Source organism: Streptomyces sp. NPDC001514, from assembly GCF_053597075.1.
The window spans coordinates 115283-132610 of sequence record NZ_JBSFHO010000005.1 but is presented as its reverse complement, the minus strand read 5'-3'; the positions used below and the strand labels follow the sequence as shown (position 1 = coordinate 132610).

The window sequence follows — 17328 nt, the reverse complement described above, 5'->3', positions numbered from 1 at the left end:
CTGACGTTCCCACCGATGTTTACGGCGTTAACAATCACTGTTCCAGTGGATGTTTATGCTGTCAACATCGGGCAGGATGAAGTCATGGCGACAACCTCTGGCACGACGAGCGGCAAGACCGGCTACCACCACGGCGACCTGCGCAACGCGCTGATCGCCGCCGCGGTCGACCTCGCGACCGAGGGCGGCCCGGAGAAGGTCGTCCTGCGCGAGGCGGCCCGGCGTGTCGGCGTGTCGCCGACGGCCGCGTACCGCCACTTCGAAGGCCAGGGTGACCTGCTGCACGCCGTGAAGATCCACGGCCAGCTGGCGCTCGTCGAGTGGATGGAGCGCGCGGCCACCGCCGCGCCCCGCTGCGAGGACCCCGGGGACGCGGCGGAGTCCCGGATCGCGGCCATGGGCCGCGGTTACGTCGGCTTCGCCCTCGCGGAGCCCGGCCTCTACCGGACCGCGTTCTGCAACCCCAAGTTCCCGGGCGGATCCGGTGAGGAGGAGGAGTGGGCGGGGCTCGGTCCGGCCGGTCCGGGGCCCGAGTTCGGGGCGCTCGTCCTGCTCACCGCGGCCCTCGACGCCCTGGTCGCCACCGGGCGCATGCCCGAGAGCAACCGCCCGGCCGCCGAGGTCGCCGCGTGGTCCAGCGCCCACGGACTGTCGATGCTGATCCTCGACGGTCCGCTGAAGCTGCTGCCGGCCGAGGAGCGCGACGCCGTGATCGACCGGACCGTCGCGACGATCGTCGCCGGCCTGACGGCGCCGCGGTCCGCGACGCACGGCGGCGGCGTACCGGACGCGCGGACCGGTGCACAGGCGGAGTGAGAGTCAAGCCCCGGTTCGCCCGATGTCAAGCAACCGTCAAGTCCTGTGCCGCTTGGGAAGGTTGGCGTTGGATCGCATCGTTCTTGTAATGCGCGCAACACCCCGGCACGGTCCCGGGCGTTGTACAACGTAAGCTGTACCGGTGCTGATTCACGGCAAGTGGGGCGATACCCCCTAGGTTTCCCGCCCGCCGGGGCGGTTCCCTGCCGGGAAAGACCGGCGGCGTGTCCGAAATAGGATGTATTGGGTCGGCAGTGTAGAACGGGAGACGTGACGGCTATGACGGAAAATCTCCAGCTCCGCGTGTGTAGTGCCGTCCCCGCGCCGGGCAGTCCGCAGTGACAGGTACCCGGCAGGTGCGCCCCGTCGCCTCCACGCGCACCACACTCGACAAGGCCGCGGACGAGAACTTTCCCGTGGCCCCCTTCTTCCTGCCGCGCGCCTGGCGTGACGACCTCATGGCCGTGTACGGCTACGCCCGCCTCGTCGACGACATCGGCGACGGCGACCTCGCGCCCGGAGGCGCCGACGCCCGTCATCTCGGCCTCGACCCCGCGCAGGCCGACGACCGGCTCGTGATGCTCGACGCCTTCGAGGCCGACCTGCGGCGCGTCTTCTCCGGCTCCGGCGACGGCGACGCCGACGGCCACGGCGGGAGCAGCGGCGACGGCGACCGCGGCATCCCGCACCATCCGCTGCTGCGCGCCCTCGTGCCGACCGTGCGCCGCTGCGGACTCACCCCCGAGCCGTTCCTCGGACTGATCGAGGCCAACCGCCAGGACCAGCTCGTCGGCCGCTACGAGACGTACGAGGACCTCGTCGCGTACTGCGAGCTCTCCGCCAACCCCGTCGGCCGCCTCGTCCTGGGCCTCACCGGCACCGCCACCCCCGAGCGGGTGCGGCTCTCCGACGCGATCTGCACCGCACTCCAGATCGTCGAGCACCTCCAGGACATCCCGGAGGACCTGGGCCGGGACCGGATCTACCTCCCGGCCGAGGACATGAAGCGGTTCCAGGTCACCGAGGCCGACCTGGCGGCGCCCACCGGGGGCGCGTCGGTGCGCGCCCTGGTCGCGTACGAGGCCGAACGCGCCCGGCGCCTGCTGGATGAAGGCACCCCCCTCGTGGGTAGCGTCCACGGCAGGCTCAGACTGCTGCTCGCCGGATTCGTGGGCGGCGGGCGCGCCGCCCTCGACGCGATCGCGGCCGCCGGACACGACGTACTCCCCGGTCCGCCCAAGCCCACCAGGTCACGACTCATCCGCGAAGTGGGAGCTGTCTTGCGTAGAGCCGGTAGAGAGGGGTGAGCCGGAGCATGGAGGGACAGACGCGCATGTCCGCGCCGGTGCAGGCCGCGTACAGCTACTGCGAGGCCGTCACGGGACAGCAGGCGCGCAACTTCGCCTACGGCATCCGGCTGCTGCCCACGGACAAGCGGCAGGCGATGTCGGCGCTGTACGCCTTCTCGCGGCGCGTCGACGACATCGGCGACGGTGCCCTCGACGGGGCCGCCAAGCGCGACCGGCTCGAAGCGACCCGTGAGCTCCTCGGCAGGATCCGCGACGACGACGTGGACGAGGACGACACCGACCCGGTCGCGGTCGCGCTCGCCGACGCGGCGCGCCGCTTCCCGATCCCGCTCGACGGACTCGACGAACTCATCGACGGCGTTCTCATGGACGTCCGCGGCGAGACCTATGAGACCTGGGACGACCTCAAGGTGTACTGCCGGTGTGTCGCGGGCGCCATCGGCAGGCTCTCGCTCGGCGTGTTCGGCACCCTGCCCGGCGCGCGCGGCGCCGACCGCGCCCCCGAGTACGCCGACACGCTCGGCCTCGCCCTGCAGCTCACCAACATCCTCAGGGACGTCCGCGAGGACGCGGCCAACGGTCGTACGTACCTACCGGCGGACGACCTCGCCAAGTTCGGCTGCTCCGAGGGATTCCACCGCGTCGGCCCGCCGGCCGGGGCCGACTTCACCGGCCTCGTCCACTTCGAAGTCCGGCGGGCCCGGGGTCTGTTCGCCGAGGGCTACCGGCTGCTGCCCATGCTCGACCGGCGCAGCGGCGCCTGCGTCGCCGCCATGGCCGGGATCTACCGGCGCCTCCTCGACCGTATCGAGCGCGACCCCGAGGCCGTGCTGCGCGGCCGCGTCTCGCTGCCCGGCCGGGAGAAGGCGTACGTCGCCGTCCGCGGCCTCTCCGGGCTCGACGCCCGCCATGTCTCCCGACAGACCGTCAGGAGGCGTGCCTGATGCGTCACCTCACGTCCCGTCGGTACGCGCGTGCGCGTAACCGGCACGCAACCCTCCGCGACGGCGGTGCGTCCCTGACAGCGACGGCCGCGGTGGGGATGCCGGACGGCGCGCCGACCGCGGAGACGTACGTGTCCGACGCGAGGTCCGCCATGTCCGCCGTGTCCGTGACCACGGACAGGGCGACGGACACCGCGCAGGTCCCGGCCGCCGCCCGGCGGCCGGAGACGAGCGGGCGCGGTCCGCTGGACGACGTCGTCCGGCGCCGACGCCCGACCGGCGGCCCGCGCACGGGCACGCCGGCGTGGAGGGAGGGCTCATGACGCACGACGACACGACGTCCGAACGACACGCGGTCGTCGTCGGAGGCGGACTCGCCGGAGTCACCGCGGCCCTCCGGCTCGCCGACTCGGGGCTGCGCGTCACCCTCGTCGAGAACCGCCCGCGCCTCGGCGGCCTCGCCTTCTCCTTCCGGCGCGGCGACCTGACCGTCGACAACGGCCAGCACGTCTACCTGCGCTGCTGCACCGCCTACCGCTGGTTCCTCGACCGCGTCGACGGCGCCCGTCTGGCCCCGCTCCAGCCCCGCCTCGACGTCCCCGTGCTGGACGTCGCCCACCCCAAGGGGCCGCGGCTCGGTCGGCTGCGCCGGACCGCTCTGCCCGTTCCGCTGCATCTCGCCGGCAGCCTGGCCACGTATCCGCATCTGTCCCTCGCCGAGCGGGCGGCCGTCGGGCGCGCCGCGCTCGCACTCAAGGGGCTCGACCCCGCCGACCCGGCCCTCGACGGCATCGACTTCGCCACCTGGCTCGGCCGTCACGGCCAGTCCCGGCGCGCCGTCGAGGCCCTCTGGGACCTGGTCGGCGTCGCCACCCTCAACGCCACCGCGCCCCATGCCTCGATGGGCCTGGCCGCGATGGTCTTCAAGACCGGGCTGCTCTCCGAGCCCGGTGCCGCCGACATCGGCTGGGCGCACGTCCCGCTCGGCGACCTCCACGACACGCTGGCCCGCAAGGCCCTCGACTCCGCCGGGGTCCGCACCGAGCTGCGCACCCGCGTCAGCGCCGTCACCCGCACCGACGACGGCCGCTGGAACGTCACGGCGGGCGCCGAGCGGCTCGACGCGGACGCCGTCGTCCTCGCCGTACCGCAGCGCGAAACGCACGCCCTGCTGCCCGACGGCGTGGTCGAGAACCCGGACCGGCTCCTCGACATCGGCACCGCGCCGATCCTCAACATCCATGTGGTCTACGACCGCACGGTGCTGCGCCGGCCGTTCTTCGCCGCGCTCGGCACTCCGGTCCAGTGGGTCTTCGACCGCACCGACGCCTCCGGTCTGTTGAGGGGAGGGCCCGAAGGGCCCTCGAGCACGGGCGGTGGCGGGCGACGGGTGGGACAGTACCTGGCCCTGTCCCAGTCGGCCGCCGAGGACGAGATCGACACGCCCGTCAACGTACTGCGCGAGCGCTACCTCCCCGAGCTGGAACGGCTGCTGCCCGCGACACGCCGTGCGGAGGTACGGGACTTCTTCGTCACCCGGGAGCGCACGGCCACGTTCGCCCCCACCCCCGGCGTGGGCAGGCTCCGGCCCGCCGCGCGCACCGGTGCCCCCGGCCTGTACCTTGCCGGATCGTGGACCGCCACCGGCTGGCCCGCAACCATGGAGGGCGCCGTACGCAGCGGCTTCACCGCCGCCGGCGCCGCGCTCACCGACCTCGGCCGCCGCCATGAACATCCGCTCAAGGAGGCGGCATGAGAACTGAGCCTGGAACCAGAGGAGAGAACGTGCCGACTGCGCCTTCGGCGAACCCGGCTGTCGACATCGCGGACGTCACCGCGCTGCTCGAACGCGGGCGGACCATGTCCACCCCGGTGCTGCGCGCTGCCGTGGACCGGCTCGCGCCGCCCATGGACACCGTCGCCGCATACCACTTCGGCTGGATCGACGCCCAGGGCCGCCCCGCGGAGGGCGACGGCGGCAAGGCCGTACGTCCGGCGCTGGCGCTGCTGTCCGCGGAAGCGGCCGGGGCCGCGCCGGAGGTCGGTGTCCCCGGCGCCGTCGCGGTGGAACTGGTGCACAACTTCTCGCTGCTCCACGACGATCTGATGGACGGCGACGAGCAGCGCCGCCACCGCGACACCGTGTGGAAGGTGCACGGCCCCGCGCAGGCCATCCTCGTCGGCGACGCGCTGTTCGCGCTGGCCAACGAGATCCTGCTGGAGCTCGGCACCGTCGAGGCCGGCCGCGCGACACGCCGCCTGACCACCGCCACCCGCAAGCTCATCGACGGGCAGGCGCAGGACATCTCCTTCGAGCACCGCGAGCGGGTCACCGTCGAGGAGTGCCTGGAGATGGAGGGCAACAAGACGGGCGCGCTGCTCGCCTGCGCCGTGTCCATCGGCGCGGTGCTCGGCGGCGCCGACGACCGCACCGCCGACACGCTGGAGGCGTACGGCTACCACCTCGGGCTCGCCTTCCAGGCCGTGGACGACCTCCTCGGCATCTGGGGCGACCCCGACTCGACGGGCAAGCAGACGTGGAGCGATCTGCGCCAGCGCAAGAAGTCCCTGCCGGTCGTCGCCGCGCTCGCGGCGGGCGGCCCCGCCTCCGAGCGGCTCGGCGAGCTGCTCGCGGCCGACGCCAAGAGCAACGACTTCGACAGCTTCTCCGAGGAGGAGTTCGCCACCAGGGCGGCCCTCATCGAGGAGGCCGGCGGCCGCGAGTGGACCTCCCAGGAGGCCCGCAGGCAGCACGCCATCGCGGTCGGGGCACTGGACCGGGTCGAGATGCCCGACCGGGTGAGGGCGCAGCTCGTCGCACTCGCCGACTTCGTCGTCGTACGCAAGAGATGAGCACGGCCGCGCCTGGCCGGCCGATCAGGCCGTACGGACGGGACGGTCACGCCTCGGAGATGATCACGATCAACCGCATATGAGCTCGCAGTCGCCGGCCGGTGCCATGTCCGGCACCGGCCGACGGCAGACCCGCAGCAGCAGAGATCCGACTGCACGAAGGGGAAGCCATGACAGCGACGACCGACGGAAGCACAGGGGCCCCGGGACCCCGCGCAGCCGCGGCCAGCGAACCGACCGACACACCTCCCGCCCCACCTTCCGCGGGGGGTGACACCTGTTCGGCCGCCGCACGGGCGGCACAGCGGTCCATCGAGTACCTCCTCAGCCGCCAGGACCCCCAGGGATGGTGGAAGGGCGACCTCGAGACCAACGTCACGATGGACGCGGAAGACCTGCTGCTCCGTCAGTTCCTCGGCATCCAGGACGAGAAGACCACTCGGGCCGCCGCGCTCTTCATCCGCGGCGAACAGCACGAGGACGGCACCTGGGCCACCTTCTACGGCGGACCCGGAGAGCTCTCCACCACCATCGAGGCCTATGTCGCGCTGCGCCTCGCGGGCGACCGGCCCGACGACCCGCACATGGCCCGCGCCGCCGACTGGGTCCGCGCACAGGGCGGCATCGCCGCGAGTCGCGTCTTCACCCGCATCTGGCTCGCGCTCTTCGGCTGGTGGAAGTGGGACGACCTGCCCGAGCTGCCGCCCGAACTGATCTATCTGCCCTCGTGGTTCCCGCTCAACATCTACGACTTCGGCTGCTGGGCGCGGCAGACCATTGTGCCGCTCACCATCGTCTCCGCGAAGCGCCCCGTCCGGCCCGCACCCTTCGCGCTCGACGAGCTCCACAGGGACGCCCGCCACCCGAATCCGCCCCAGCCCCTTGCCCCGGCGGCCAGTTGGGACGGCGCGTTCCAGCGGCTCGACAAGCTGCTGCACCGCTACCACAAGGTCGCCCTGCGCCCGTTGCGCCGCGCGGCCATGAGCAGCGCGGCACGCTGGATCGTCGAGCGTCAGGAGAACGACGGCTGCTGGGGCGGCATCCAGCCCCCCGCCGTCTACTCGGTCATCGCCCTGCATCTGCTCGGCTACGACCTCCAGCACCCGGTGATGCGCGCGGGCCTGGAGTCGCTGGACCGCTTCGCCGTCTGGCGCGACGACGGAGCCAGGATGATCGAGGCCTGCCAGTCGCCGGTCTGGGACACCTGCCTCGCCACCATCGCACTCGCCGACGCCGGACTGCCCGCCGACCACCCCGCGCTGGTCAGGGCCGCCGACTGGATGCTCGCCGAGGAGGTCGTCAAGCGGGGCGACTGGGCCGTGCGCAAGCCCGGGCTCCCGCCCGGCGGCTGGGCGTTCGAGTTCCACAACGACAACTACCCGGACATCGACGACACCGCCGAGGTCATCCTCGCGCTGCGCCGGGTGCGGCACCCCGACCCCTCGCGGGTCGAGGCCGTGATCGCGCGGGCCGGCAACTGGACGCTCGGGATGCAGTCGAAGAACGGAGCGTGGGGCGCGTTCGACGCCGACAACACCAGCCCGTTCCCCAACCGGCTGCCGTTCTGCGACTTCGGCGAGGTGATCGACCCGCCGTCCGCCGATGTCACCGCCCACGTCGTCGAGATGCTCGCCCACGAGGGCAGGGCCCACCATCCCCGTACCCGCAGGGGAGTCGAGTGGCTGCTCGCCGAACAGGAGCCGAACGGCGCCTGGTTCGGACGCTGGGGCGTCAACTACGTCTACGGAACCGGCTCGGTGGTACCGGCCCTGACCGCGGCCGGACTGCCCACCGCGCACCCCGCGATCCGGCGCGCAGTCCGGTGGCTGGAGTCCGTGCAGAACGACGACGGCGGTTGGGGCGAGGACCTGCGCTCCTACCGGGACGCGTCCGCGATCGGCCACGGCGCCTCCACCGCGTCCCAGACCGCCTGGGCGCTGCTGGCCCTGCTTGCGTCAGGAGAGCGGGACGGCAAGGCGGTCGAGCGGGGCATCGCCTTCCTCGCGGAGACACAGTGCGAGGACGGCTCCTGGGACGAGCCGTACTTCACCGGCACCGGCTTCCCGTGGGACTTCTCCATCAACTACCACCTGTACCGGCAGGTCTTCCCGCTCACGGCACTCGGCCGCTATGTGCACGGAGAGCCCTTCGCCGACCGGAACGGGGGCTGAGTGGACGCTGCCACGGAGCCGTCCGGCGCCACCGGACCGTCCGGATCCACCGTGCCGCCGCTGCTGATCGCCTGCGCGCTCGGCATCGAGCGGCTCGCCCTGCGCGGCAGCGGGCGAGGCCGCGGCGGCGCGCCCGGCCCGGTGACCGTACTCCGTACGGGCATGGGCCCCGCCAACGCACAGCGTGCCGTCGCACGGGCACTTGAGGACGAGCGACGGCGCGGCGCGGCGGTCATCGCCTCCGGCTTCTGTGCCGGACTCGCCCCGGGCATGCACCCAGGCGATCTGGTCGTGGCCGACGAGACCCGCGGCCCCCGGGGCGCCACGCCGTGCACGGGCACCGAGCTGCTGGTGGGGGAGCTGGCCAGGACGGTGCCCGGGCGCACCGTCCACACCGGCCCGCTGACCGGCTCCGACCATGTCGTACGCGGCCATGAGCGGGCCGAGCTGGCGGCCGGCGGAGCGATCGCGGTGGACATGGAGTCCGCCGCCACGCTCCACAGCGCGCTGAGTGCCGGGCCACGCCCTGTTGCGGCCGTCCGGGTGGTCGTGGACGCTCCTGAGCATGAACTGGTCCGCATTGGCACGGTGCGCGGTGGAATATCAGCCTTCCGCGTTCTCCGTGCCGTCCTTCCCGCTTTCTATGAATGGCACCGTTCTTTGCTGCTCCCCAGGAGGTGAGCCAGATGGCCATGCCGCTCCGTCAGACCATCAAAATCGGGACCTATCTCTTTGAACAGAAGCTCCGCAGGCGTGAGAAGTTCCCGCTGATCGTGGAGCTGGAACCGTTGTTCGCGTGCAATCTGAAGTGCGAGGGCTGCGGAAAGATCCAGCACCCGGCGGGAATCCTCAAGCAGCGCATGCCGGTCGCGCAGGCGGTCGGCGCGGTTCTGGAGTCCGGGGCCCCGATGGTCTCCATCGCCGGCGGCGAGCCGCTGATGCACCCTCAGATCGACGAGATCGTCCGCCAGTTGGTGGCGCGGAAGAAGTACGTCTTCCTCTGCACCAACGCCATGCTGCTGCGCAAGAAGATGGACGAGTTCCGTCCGTCGCCGTTCTTCGCCTTCGCCGTCCACATCGACGGGCTGCGCGAGCGCCATGACGAGTCGGTCGCCAAGGAAGGCGTGTTCGACGAGGCGGTGGAGGCCATCAAGGAGGCCAAGCGGCGCGGCTTCCGGGTCACCACCAACTCCACCTTCTTCAACACTGACACTCCGCAGACCATCATCGAGGTGCTGAACTACCTCAACGACGACCTCAAGGTCGACGAAATGATGATCTCGCCCGCGTACGCCTACGAGAAGGCGCCCGACCAGGAGCACTTCCTCGGTGTCGAGCAGACCCGTGAACTGTTCAGGAAGGCCTTCGCGGGCGGCAACCGCCGGCGCTGGCGGCTGAACCACTCACCGCTCTTCCTGGACTTCCTGGAGGGCAAGGTCGACTTCCCGTGCACGGCGTGGGCGATCCCGAACTACTCGCTCTTCGGCTGGCAGCGGCCCTGCTATCTGATGAGCGACGGATACGTGCCCACGTACAAGGAGCTCGTCGAGGAGACCGACTGGAGCAAGTACGGCCGCGGCAAGGACCCGCGCTGCGCGAACTGCATGGCGCACTGCGGCTACGAGCCGACCGCCGTGCTCGCCACCATGGGCTCCCTCAAGGAGTCGCTGCGGGCCGCCAAGGAGACGGTCTCCGGAAACCGCGGATGAGGAGGGGCCGGCGGACGGTCCCGTGCCGCCCGCCGTCGCCGTGAGTCGAACAGATCAGAGAGGGGGCCCGAGCGTGACGATGCTGGAGAACATCCGGGGGCCGCGCGATCTCAAGGCGCTGACCGAAGCGGAACTCGACGAACTGGCCGAGGACATCAGGGAGTTCCTGATCCATGCGGTAGCCAGAACCGGGGGCCATCTGGGCCCGAATCTCGGCGTGGTGGAGCTCTCCATCGCACTCCACCGCGTCTTCGACTCGCCCGTCGACCGGATCCTCTGGGACACCGGGCACCAGAGCTACGTCCACAAGCTCCTCACCGGCCGGCAGGACTTCTCCAAGCTGCGCGGCAAGGGCGGCCTCTCCGGATACCCGTCCCGCGAGGAGTCCGAGCACGACGTCATCGAGAACTCCCACGCCTCCACCGTCCTCGGCTGGGCGGACGGGCTCGCCAAGGCCCATCAGGTCCTTGGCCGCACCGACCATGTCGTCGCCGTCATCGGGGACGGCGCCCTCACCGGCGGCATGGCCTGGGAGGCCCTCAACAACATCGCCGCCGCCAAGGACCGCCCGCTGATCATCGTCGTCAACGACAACGAGCGCTCCTACGCACCGACGATCGGAGGCCTCGCCAACCACCTCGCCACCCTCCGCACCACCGATGGCTACGAGCGCTTCCTCGCCTGGGGCAAGGACGTCCTCCAGCAGACGCCCGTCGTCGGCCGACCGCTGTACGAGTCCCTGCACGGCGCGAAGAAGGGCTTCAAGGACGCCTTCGCCCCGCAGGGCATGTTCGAGGACCTGGGGCTGAAGTACGTCGGCCCCATAGACGGACACGACATCGCGGCCGTCGAGTCGGCACTGCGCCGTGCGAAACGCTTCCACGGGCCGGTGCTGGTCCACTGCCTGACCCAGAAGGGCCGCGGCTATCAGCCGGCGCTGGAGGACGAGGCCGACCGCTTCCACAGCGTCGGGGTGATGAACCCGCTGACCTGCGAGCCGCTTGCGCCCGCGAGCGGCCCGTCCTGGACCTCGGTGTTCGGGGATGAGATCGCGGCGATCGGCGAGGAGCGGCCCGATGTGGTGGCCATCACCGCGGCCATGCTGCACCCGGTCGGGCTGACGAAGTTCGCCGAGCGCTTCCCCGACCGGGTCTGGGACGTCGGGATCGCCGAACAGCACGCGACCGTCTCCGCCGCAGGCCTCGCGACCGGCGGCCTCCACCCCGTCGTCGCCGTCTACGCCACCTTCCTCAACCGCGCCTTCGACCAGGTGCTGATGGATGTGGCGTTGCACCGGTGCGGTGTCACGTTCGTCCTCGACCGGGCAGGTGTCACCGGCACCGACGGCGCGTCCCACAACGGCATGTGGGACATGTCGGTCCTCCAGGTCGTCCCCGGGCTTCGGATCGCCGCCCCGCGCGACGCCTACCAGCTGCGTGCCCAGCTGCGCGAGGCCGTCGATGTGACCGACGCGCCGACCGTGCTGCGCTTTCCCAAGGAGGCGGTCGGCGAACCGGTGCCGGCGCTCGGCCGGGTCGGCGGCATGGACGTACTGCACCGCAGCGACGACGCCGAAGTGCTGATCGTCTCGGTCGGAGCGCTCGCGTGCGTGTGTCTGCAGGCCGCCGATCTGCTGGAGGCCCGCGGACTGCGCTGCACCGTTGTCGACCCGCGCTGGGTCAAGCCCGTCGACGAGCAGCTCGCCCCGCTCGCCGAGCGGCACCGCCTGGTCGCGGTCGTCGAGGACAACAGCCGGGCGGGCGGAGTCGGTGCGGCGGTCGGACAGGCGCTGCGGGACGCCGACGTGGACGTACCGCTGCGCACGTTCGGCATCCCCGAGCAGTTCCTCGCGCACGCCAAGCGCGGCGAGGTGCTGGCGGACATCGGGCTGACACCGGTGGAGATCGCCGGACGGATCAGCGCCGCACTGGCGCGCCGTACGCAGACCGACGAGACCGAGGAGTACGGGCCATGAGCAAGGAGTTCGACCTCAGGCAGCTGCTCACGGAGCGCGGCGGCGAACGGTACGAGCTGCACACGAGACACCTCAACCACCAGCTGCCGCGCATGCTCCGCACCATCGGCTTCGACAAGGTCTACGAGCGCGGCGAGGGCGCCTGTTTCTGGGACGCCGACGGCAACGACTACCTGGATATGCTCGCCGGCTTCGGGGTCATGGGCCTCGGCCGGCACCACCCCGTCGTCCGCAAGGCGCTCCACGACGTCCTCGACGCCTCGCTCGCCGATCTCACGCGCTTCGACTGCGCGCCCCTGCCCGGGCTGCTCGCCGAGAGGCTGCTGGCGCACAGCCCGCACCTGGACCGGGTCTTCTTCGGCAACAGCGGTACGGAAGCGGTGGAGACGGCCCTCAAGTTCGCTCGGTACGCGACCGGCAGGCCACGGATCGTGTACTGCACTCACGCCTTCCACGGGCTCACCACCGGCTCGCTCTCGGTCAACGGCGAGGCGGGATTCCGGGACGGCTTCGCCCCGCTGCTGCCCGACACCGCGATCGAGCTGGGCGACCTGGCCGCCCTGGAGCGCGAGCTGAAGCGCGGTGACGTGGCGGGCTTCGTCGTGGAACCCATCCAGGGCAAGGGCGTGCACGAGGCGCCGCCCGGGTTCCTCCGCGCGGCCCAGGAGCTGCTGCACCGCCACAAGGCGCTGCTCATCGCCGACGAGGTGCAGACCGGCCTGGGCAGGACCGGCGACTTCTACGCGTACCAGCACGAGGACGGTGTGGAGCCCGATCTGGTGTGCGTCGCCAAGGCCCTCTCGGGTGGCTATGTGCCGGTCGGCGCGACCCTCGGCAAGGACTGGATCTTCAAGAAGGTCTACTCGTCGATGGACCGGGTGCTGGTGCACTCGGCGAGCTTCGGCTCCAACGCGCAGGCGATGGCCGCGGGGCTCGCCGTCCTCTCGGTGCTGGAGGACGAGCAGATCGTCGCGAACGCGCGGGCGACCGGGGAACTGCTCAGGACGCGGCTCGCGGCGCTCATCGACCGCTACGAGCTGCTGCGGGACGTCCGCGGGCGCGGGCTGATGATCGGTATCGAGTTCGGCCGGCCGTCGTCCCTGAAGCTGCGCAGCCGCTGGACCATGCTGCAGGCGGCCCGCAAGGGACTCTTCGCGCAGATGGTGGTCGTACCGCTGCTGCAGAGGCACCGCATCCTCACCCAGGTCTCCGGCGACCATCTGGAAGTGATCAAGCTGATTCCGCCGCTGATCATCGGCGAGGCGGAGGTCGACCGCTTCGTCGAGGCCTTCACCGCCGTCATGGACGACGCGCACGGCGGCAGTGGGCTGATGTGGGACTTCGGTAAAACGCTCGTCAAGCAGGCCGTCGCCAACCGCTGAGATTTGCCGCCCGCCGTTTCGACTTTCTTGTCGCCCGGCCACGCGCAGTGTCCTTTTGCCTCTGGGGCAAGAAATTTGCCCCAGAGGAAAACGCCTGGCCCAATGGAGGCATGAGCCTTCCTCCCGGACACCCGGTCGGCCCATCCGCAGCAGCGGCAGCGGACGAGCTGCCCGACGTCGCACCCCGGCTGCGCGAACTGCGCCGCCGGCGCGGCCTCACCCTGGAGGCCGCCGCCCAGCGGGCGGGCCTCTCGCCCGCCCATCTCTCCCGGCTGGAGACAGGCAACCGGCAGCCGTCGCTGCCGATGCTCCTCGCCCTCGCCCGTACCTACGGTACGACGGTCTCCGAGCTCCTCGGCGAGCTGCCGCCGGAGCGCGACCCGATCATCCGTGGCGGCCGGATGGGGCCGGCCGAGGCCGACGGCTGGACGTACCGCCAGGCCGGCGGGCGCGGGCGCGCCATGCAGGCCCTGCGGGTGCGAGTGCCCTACGGAACACAGGGGGATCTCGTCCGGGTCCATCCCGGCGAGGAGTGGCTCTACGTACTCGACGGGCGGCTGCGGCTCGGTCTCGGCGACACCGTGCACGAGCTCGAACCCGGTGACAGCGCCCACTTCGACTCGCTCACGCCGCACCGTATCGGTGCTGCCACGCACGACGGCGCCGAGCTGCTCTTCGTCCACACCCTGCTGCAGAGCCCCGACCCGCACACACACCCGCACGCCTGAGGAGACCCGTCATGCAGGACAAGCAGTCGTCGCACCAGGACGCGAACCAGGAGCAGAAGTTTCCCGTCGGGCTGATCGTCCGGCTCTTCGCCTATCTGGTGGCGGGCCACCTGTTCGCGGCCTTCCTCTACCTGCTGTTCACCGTCGGCGGTCAGTGAGCCCCGACGGTGAACGGGAGACTCAGACCGAGCCGTCCAGCAGCCGCTCACGCAGCCGCTCACGCGTCTCGGGCGAGATCCTGAGGCCCTCGGAGAGGTAGCGCTCGGTGCCGCCCCAGGTCTCCTCGATCGTCTCGAACGCCGCCGCAAGATAATCGGCCCGGGCGTCGAACAGCGGGCTGAGCAGCTCCATGACCTCCGGCGAGTACCCCGAGGGCGCGTTGTCGCTGCGGCGCACCTTGTAGCGGCGGTGCGGGTCGTTCGACTTCAGGTAGTCGGCCTCGATGGCATCCCGCTCGACGCCCACCGCCAGCAGCGAGACCGCGATCGACAGGCCCGCGCGGTCCTTGCCCGCTGCACAGTGCATCAGTGCCGGAACGCTGTCCTCCGCCAGCGCGTGCAGCACCCGGCTGTGCTCGGCCGTCCGCTCCTTGATGATCATTCGGTACGAGGCGGACATCCGGCCGGCCCCCTTCCCGTCGGCGAGGATCGACCTGAGCTGCGCGAGGTCGCCGTCGCGGACCATCTTCCAGAACTCGGCGCCCTCGGCGGGGTCGCTGAGCGGGATGTTCACGTTCCGCACGCCGGGCAGCTCGACGTCGGGGCCCTCCAACTTGTGGTCGGCGGCGTTGCGGAAGTCGAAGATCGTGTGGAGCCCGAGCGACGCGAGGAAAGCGGCGTCGCTCTCGGTCGCATGCGCGAGGTGGCCGCTGCGGAAGAGCCGTCCGTGCCGAACCCGGCGCCCGTCGATGGTCGGCAGTCCGCCCACGTCCCGGAAGTTGCGCACCCCTGCGAGCTCGGGTTCGGTCGACGGGGTCTGGGGCAGCTGCTGCGTCACGGGGGCTCCTCCGTGTCTGCGGTCGGCACTGCTCGCCGACGATGGCGCGCTCCGACCCTACGACATCGATTCCTCAGGCAATCATCTCGGCTGTCGCGGCAAGAGCGTTGCCTCCAGGCTGCGTTCCGGCCGATGATGTTCGGACTTGCGCGAATCTGGGGGTTGGGATGATCGAACCGGTCGGCAAGGGGCGCATCTGGTTGCTGTCCGGGCGCACGAGCAGCTACGCGCTGCAGATCACCGACCGCGACGAGCTCCTCCATCTCCACTGGGGACCCCGGATCGGACCGGCCGACGCCGAGGCCCTGGCGGCCCGGCCCCTCCCGCCCTACTGGCCGTTCGAGTCGCAGCTCGACGGGCACGAGGAGTATCCGGTCGAGGGCGGACCCCGATTCGTGCGGCCCGCCCTCTCCGTACGTACGGAAGCGGTGCGGGGCACCGAGTGGCGCTACGACGACGCACAGGTGGACGGTGACGAGCTGCGGCTGCGCTTCGGCGACCCCCTGCACGGCCTCGCGCTGACCCTGCACTACCGGATGAGGGACGACTCCGACGTGATCGAGCGCTGGGTCACGGTGGCGCACGTGGGGGAGGGGCCCGCCCTGGAGCTGCTGCGCGCCGACGCCGCCGTATGGACGCTGCCGCGCCGCGACCGGCGCCGGCTCTCCCAGCTGCACGGCCGCTGGGCCGCCGAGTCCCTGCTCGTACGGTCGGAGCTCACGTACGGCGAGAAGGTGCTCGGCTCGCGCCGGGGGCACACCGGGCATCAGCACCTCCCCTGGGTCGCCGTCGACGACGGCGAGGCCACCGAGGAGAGGGGCGAGGTGTACGGCTGCGCGCTCGGCTGGTCGGGATCATGGCGGATCGCCGTACAGCACCTGCCCGACGGCCAGGTGCAGATCAGCGGCGGCGCCGGATACGACGACTCCGGGCTGCTGCTCCTCGCGCCCGGTGAGGCGTACACCACACCCGTCTTCTCCGGGCTGTGGACCGACAAGGGCTTCGGCGGGGCCAGCCGGGCCTGGCACGCCTGGCAGCTGGCGCACGTGATTCCGGACGCGCGGGCCTCCCGGCCGGTCCTCTACAACTCCTGGGAGGCCACCGGCTTCGACATCTCGGAGGACCAGCAGCGGGCCCTGGCGCGCCGGGCCGCCGGGATCGGGGTCGAGCTCTTCGTCGTGGACGACGCCTGGTTCCGGCAGCGCACGAGCGACCGGGCGGGGCTCGGCGACTGGACGCCGAATCCGGACCGCTTCCCGCAGGGGCTGAAGCCGCTCGCCGACGAAGTGCACGCGCTGGGCATGCAGTTCGGGATCTGGGTCGAGCCGGAGATGGTCAACCCGGACAGTGATCTCTACCGCGCCCACCCGGACTGGGTCCAGCACCATCCGGGCCGGGCCCGGACCGAGTTCCGCAACCAGCTGGTGCTGAACCTCGCCCGCGCGGATGTCCTGGAGTACCTCTGGGAGCAGCTGGACGGGCTGCTGTCCTCGGCCCCCGTCGACTATGTGAAGTGGGACTTCAACCGCTGCTTCACGGATTCCGGCTGGCCGGGCGAGCCGTACCCCCAGAAACTCTGGATCGAGCACGTGCACGCGCTCTACGCCCTGCTGGACCGGCTGCGGGCGGCGCACCCGACCGTCGCCTTCGAGTCCTGCTCCGGCGGTGGCGGCCGGATCGATCTGGGGATCCTCTCCCGTACGGATCAGGTGTGGACTTCCGACAACACCGATCCGCTGGACCGGCTGGCCATCCAGCACGGCTTCGGGCAGGTGCATCCGGCCCGGGTGATGGCAGCCTGGGTGACGGACAGCCCGAATGTGCAGCTCAATGGCCGGGTCAGTTCCCTGCGCTTCCGCTTCGTCAGTGCGATGGCCGGGGTGCTGGGCGTCGGGGGTGACCTGACGCGATGGAGCGAGGACGAGCTGGCCGAGGCCCGCGGCTGGGTGGATCTCTATAAGAGGATCAGGCCGGTCGTGCAGCACGGCGAGCTCTACCGGCTGCGGCCGCCCGGGGGCGGGCTGAGCGCCGTGCAGTACGTACGCGGCGACGAGGTCGTCGTCCTGGCGTGGCTGCAGGCACAGCACTACGGGGAGCGGCCGCCGGCGCTCAGGCTGCGCGGGCTCGATCCGGCGGCGGCGTACGAGTGCCTGGACACGGAGACCGTGTACCGGGGTGCGGTGCTGCTGCATCACGGAATGGACACGGGGCTGCGTGGTGATCTCGACGCGGTGGTGCTGCGGCTGAGGCGCCGGACCAGCCGGATCTGACCTTTCCGTCTGCTGAGCCAGATCTAGCCGATAAACGCACCTAATGAGGCTTCTGTCCGTATTGGACGCTTTAGTGGAACACGCACCAGTTGCAAAGGAGATAGGCCTCGTTGCGTGAGCGGGATCATATTCGTGACGGTCTGTTGCCGTGTCCCCTCATCAATCTCCGTTGCC

General features: G+C 71.1%; 15 protein-coding genes. 14 read left to right on the top strand and 1 reads right to left on the bottom strand.

The features are described from left to right. Positions 1-84 precede the first annotated feature (84 nt). The 13 genes from ACWCXB_RS08340 (at position 85) to ACWCXB_RS08280 (ending at position 14046) form a co-directional block, all read left to right on the top strand. On the top strand, positions 85-816 hold the full coding sequence (locus ACWCXB_RS08340) for a TetR/AcrR family transcriptional regulator (RefSeq protein WP_450720327.1): 732 nt from the start codon (positions 85-87) through the stop codon (positions 814-816). 338 nt (positions 817-1154) lie between these two features. Then, entirely contained in the window at positions 1155-2123 is a 969-nt protein-coding gene (gene hpnC / locus ACWCXB_RS08335; RefSeq protein WP_450720325.1) for a squalene synthase HpnC, read from the top strand. Positions 2124-2131: 8 nt separating this feature from the next. Then, complete coding sequence (hpnD, locus tag ACWCXB_RS08330) at positions 2132-3070, top strand: presqualene diphosphate synthase HpnD (RefSeq protein WP_450720323.1); 939 nt, start codon at positions 2132-2134, stop codon at positions 3068-3070. Next, positions 3070-3393, top strand: coding sequence for a hypothetical protein (locus tag ACWCXB_RS08325; protein WP_450720321.1), 324 nt, complete (start codon positions 3070-3072; stop codon positions 3391-3393). The genes hpnD and ACWCXB_RS08325 overlap by 1 nt, the downstream gene beginning before the upstream one ends. After that, positions 3390-4826 (top strand): hydroxysqualene dehydroxylase HpnE, encoded by a 1437-nt coding sequence (hpnE, locus tag ACWCXB_RS08320; RefSeq protein WP_450720319.1) that lies wholly within the window; start codon positions 3390-3392, stop codon positions 4824-4826. Before ACWCXB_RS08325 ends, hpnE begins: the two co-directional genes overlap by 4 nt. A gap of 104 nt (positions 4827-4930) precedes the next feature. After that, positions 4931-5923: a polyprenyl synthetase family protein gene (locus ACWCXB_RS08315; protein WP_450720575.1), complete on the top strand. Its 993-nt coding sequence runs from the start codon at positions 4931-4933 to the stop codon at positions 5921-5923. 170 nt (positions 5924-6093) lie between these two features. Next, on the top strand, positions 6094-8094 hold the full coding sequence (gene shc, locus ACWCXB_RS08310; protein WP_450720317.1) for a squalene--hopene cyclase: 2001 nt from the start codon (positions 6094-6096) through the stop codon (positions 8092-8094). Then, positions 8095-8775, top strand: coding sequence for a phosphorylase family protein (locus ACWCXB_RS08305; protein WP_450720315.1), 681 nt, complete (start codon positions 8095-8097; stop codon positions 8773-8775). It begins immediately after the preceding gene. Between the two features lie 5 nt (positions 8776-8780). Beyond that, complete coding sequence (gene hpnH / locus ACWCXB_RS08300) at positions 8781-9803, top strand: adenosyl-hopene transferase HpnH (protein ID WP_450720313.1); 1023 nt, start codon at positions 8781-8783, stop codon at positions 9801-9803. Between the two features lie 73 nt (positions 9804-9876). Then, positions 9877-11778: a 1-deoxy-D-xylulose-5-phosphate synthase gene (dxs, locus tag ACWCXB_RS08295; RefSeq protein ID WP_450720311.1), complete on the top strand. Its 1902-nt coding sequence runs from the start codon at positions 9877-9879 to the stop codon at positions 11776-11778. After that, a complete protein-coding gene (locus ACWCXB_RS08290; protein ID WP_450720309.1) occupies positions 11775-13160 on the top strand; it encodes an aspartate aminotransferase family protein in 1386 nt (461 codons plus the stop codon). Before dxs ends, ACWCXB_RS08290 begins: the two co-directional genes overlap by 4 nt. 110 nt (positions 13161-13270) lie before the next feature. Further along, complete coding sequence (locus tag ACWCXB_RS08285) at positions 13271-13888, top strand: helix-turn-helix domain-containing protein (RefSeq protein ID WP_450720307.1); 618 nt, start codon at positions 13271-13273, stop codon at positions 13886-13888. An 11-nt stretch (positions 13889-13899) separates the two neighbouring features. Next, positions 13900-14046, top strand: coding sequence for a DUF6126 family protein (locus tag ACWCXB_RS08280; protein ID WP_450720305.1), 147 nt, complete (start codon positions 13900-13902; stop codon positions 14044-14046). A 22-nt stretch (positions 14047-14068) separates the two neighbouring features. Here ACWCXB_RS08280 and ACWCXB_RS08275 read toward each other — a convergent pair whose 3' ends face one another. Continuing rightward, positions 14069-14884, bottom strand: coding sequence for a tyrosine-protein phosphatase (locus tag ACWCXB_RS08275; RefSeq protein WP_450720303.1), 816 nt, complete (start codon positions 14882-14884; stop codon positions 14069-14071). Positions 14885-15051: 167 nt separating this feature from the next. Between ACWCXB_RS08275 and ACWCXB_RS08270 the strand changes: the two genes are divergently transcribed. Next, positions 15052-17154 carry an alpha-galactosidase gene (locus ACWCXB_RS08270; RefSeq protein WP_450720301.1) on the top strand — a complete coding sequence of 701 codons (2103 nt, stop codon included), beginning with the start codon at positions 15052-15054 and terminating at the stop codon, positions 17152-17154. The last annotated feature ends 174 nt before the right edge of the window (positions 17155-17328 follow it).

Excerpts from the sequence above, each read along its gene's own strand:
- ACWCXB_RS08340 (WP_450720327.1), top strand. The coding sequence starts at position 85 with ATGGCGACAACCTCTGGCACGACGAGCGGCAAGACCGGCTACCACCAC.
- hpnD (WP_450720323.1), top strand. The coding sequence starts at position 2,132 with ATGGAGGGACAGACGCGCATGTCCGCGCCGGTGCAGGCCGCGTACAGC.
- ACWCXB_RS08325 (WP_450720321.1), top strand. The coding sequence starts at position 3,070 with ATGCGTCACCTCACGTCCCGTCGGTACGCGCGTGCGCGTAACCGGCAC.
- hpnE (WP_450720319.1), top strand. The coding sequence starts at position 3,390 with ATGACGCACGACGACACGACGTCCGAACGACACGCGGTCGTCGTCGGA.
- ACWCXB_RS08315 (WP_450720575.1), top strand. The coding sequence starts at position 4,931 with ATGTCCACCCCGGTGCTGCGCGCTGCCGTGGACCGGCTCGCGCCGCCC.
- shc (WP_450720317.1), top strand. The coding sequence starts at position 6,094 with ATGACAGCGACGACCGACGGAAGCACAGGGGCCCCGGGACCCCGCGCA.
- hpnH (WP_450720313.1), top strand. The coding sequence starts at position 8,781 with ATGGCCATGCCGCTCCGTCAGACCATCAAAATCGGGACCTATCTCTTT.
- ACWCXB_RS08290 (WP_450720309.1), top strand. The coding sequence starts at position 11,775 with ATGAGCAAGGAGTTCGACCTCAGGCAGCTGCTCACGGAGCGCGGCGGC.
- ACWCXB_RS08285 (WP_450720307.1), top strand. The coding sequence starts at position 13,271 with ATGAGCCTTCCTCCCGGACACCCGGTCGGCCCATCCGCAGCAGCGGCA.
- ACWCXB_RS08280 (WP_450720305.1), top strand. The coding sequence starts at position 13,900 with ATGCAGGACAAGCAGTCGTCGCACCAGGACGCGAACCAGGAGCAGAAG.
- ACWCXB_RS08270 (WP_450720301.1), top strand. The coding sequence starts at position 15,052 with ATGATCGAACCGGTCGGCAAGGGGCGCATCTGGTTGCTGTCCGGGCGC.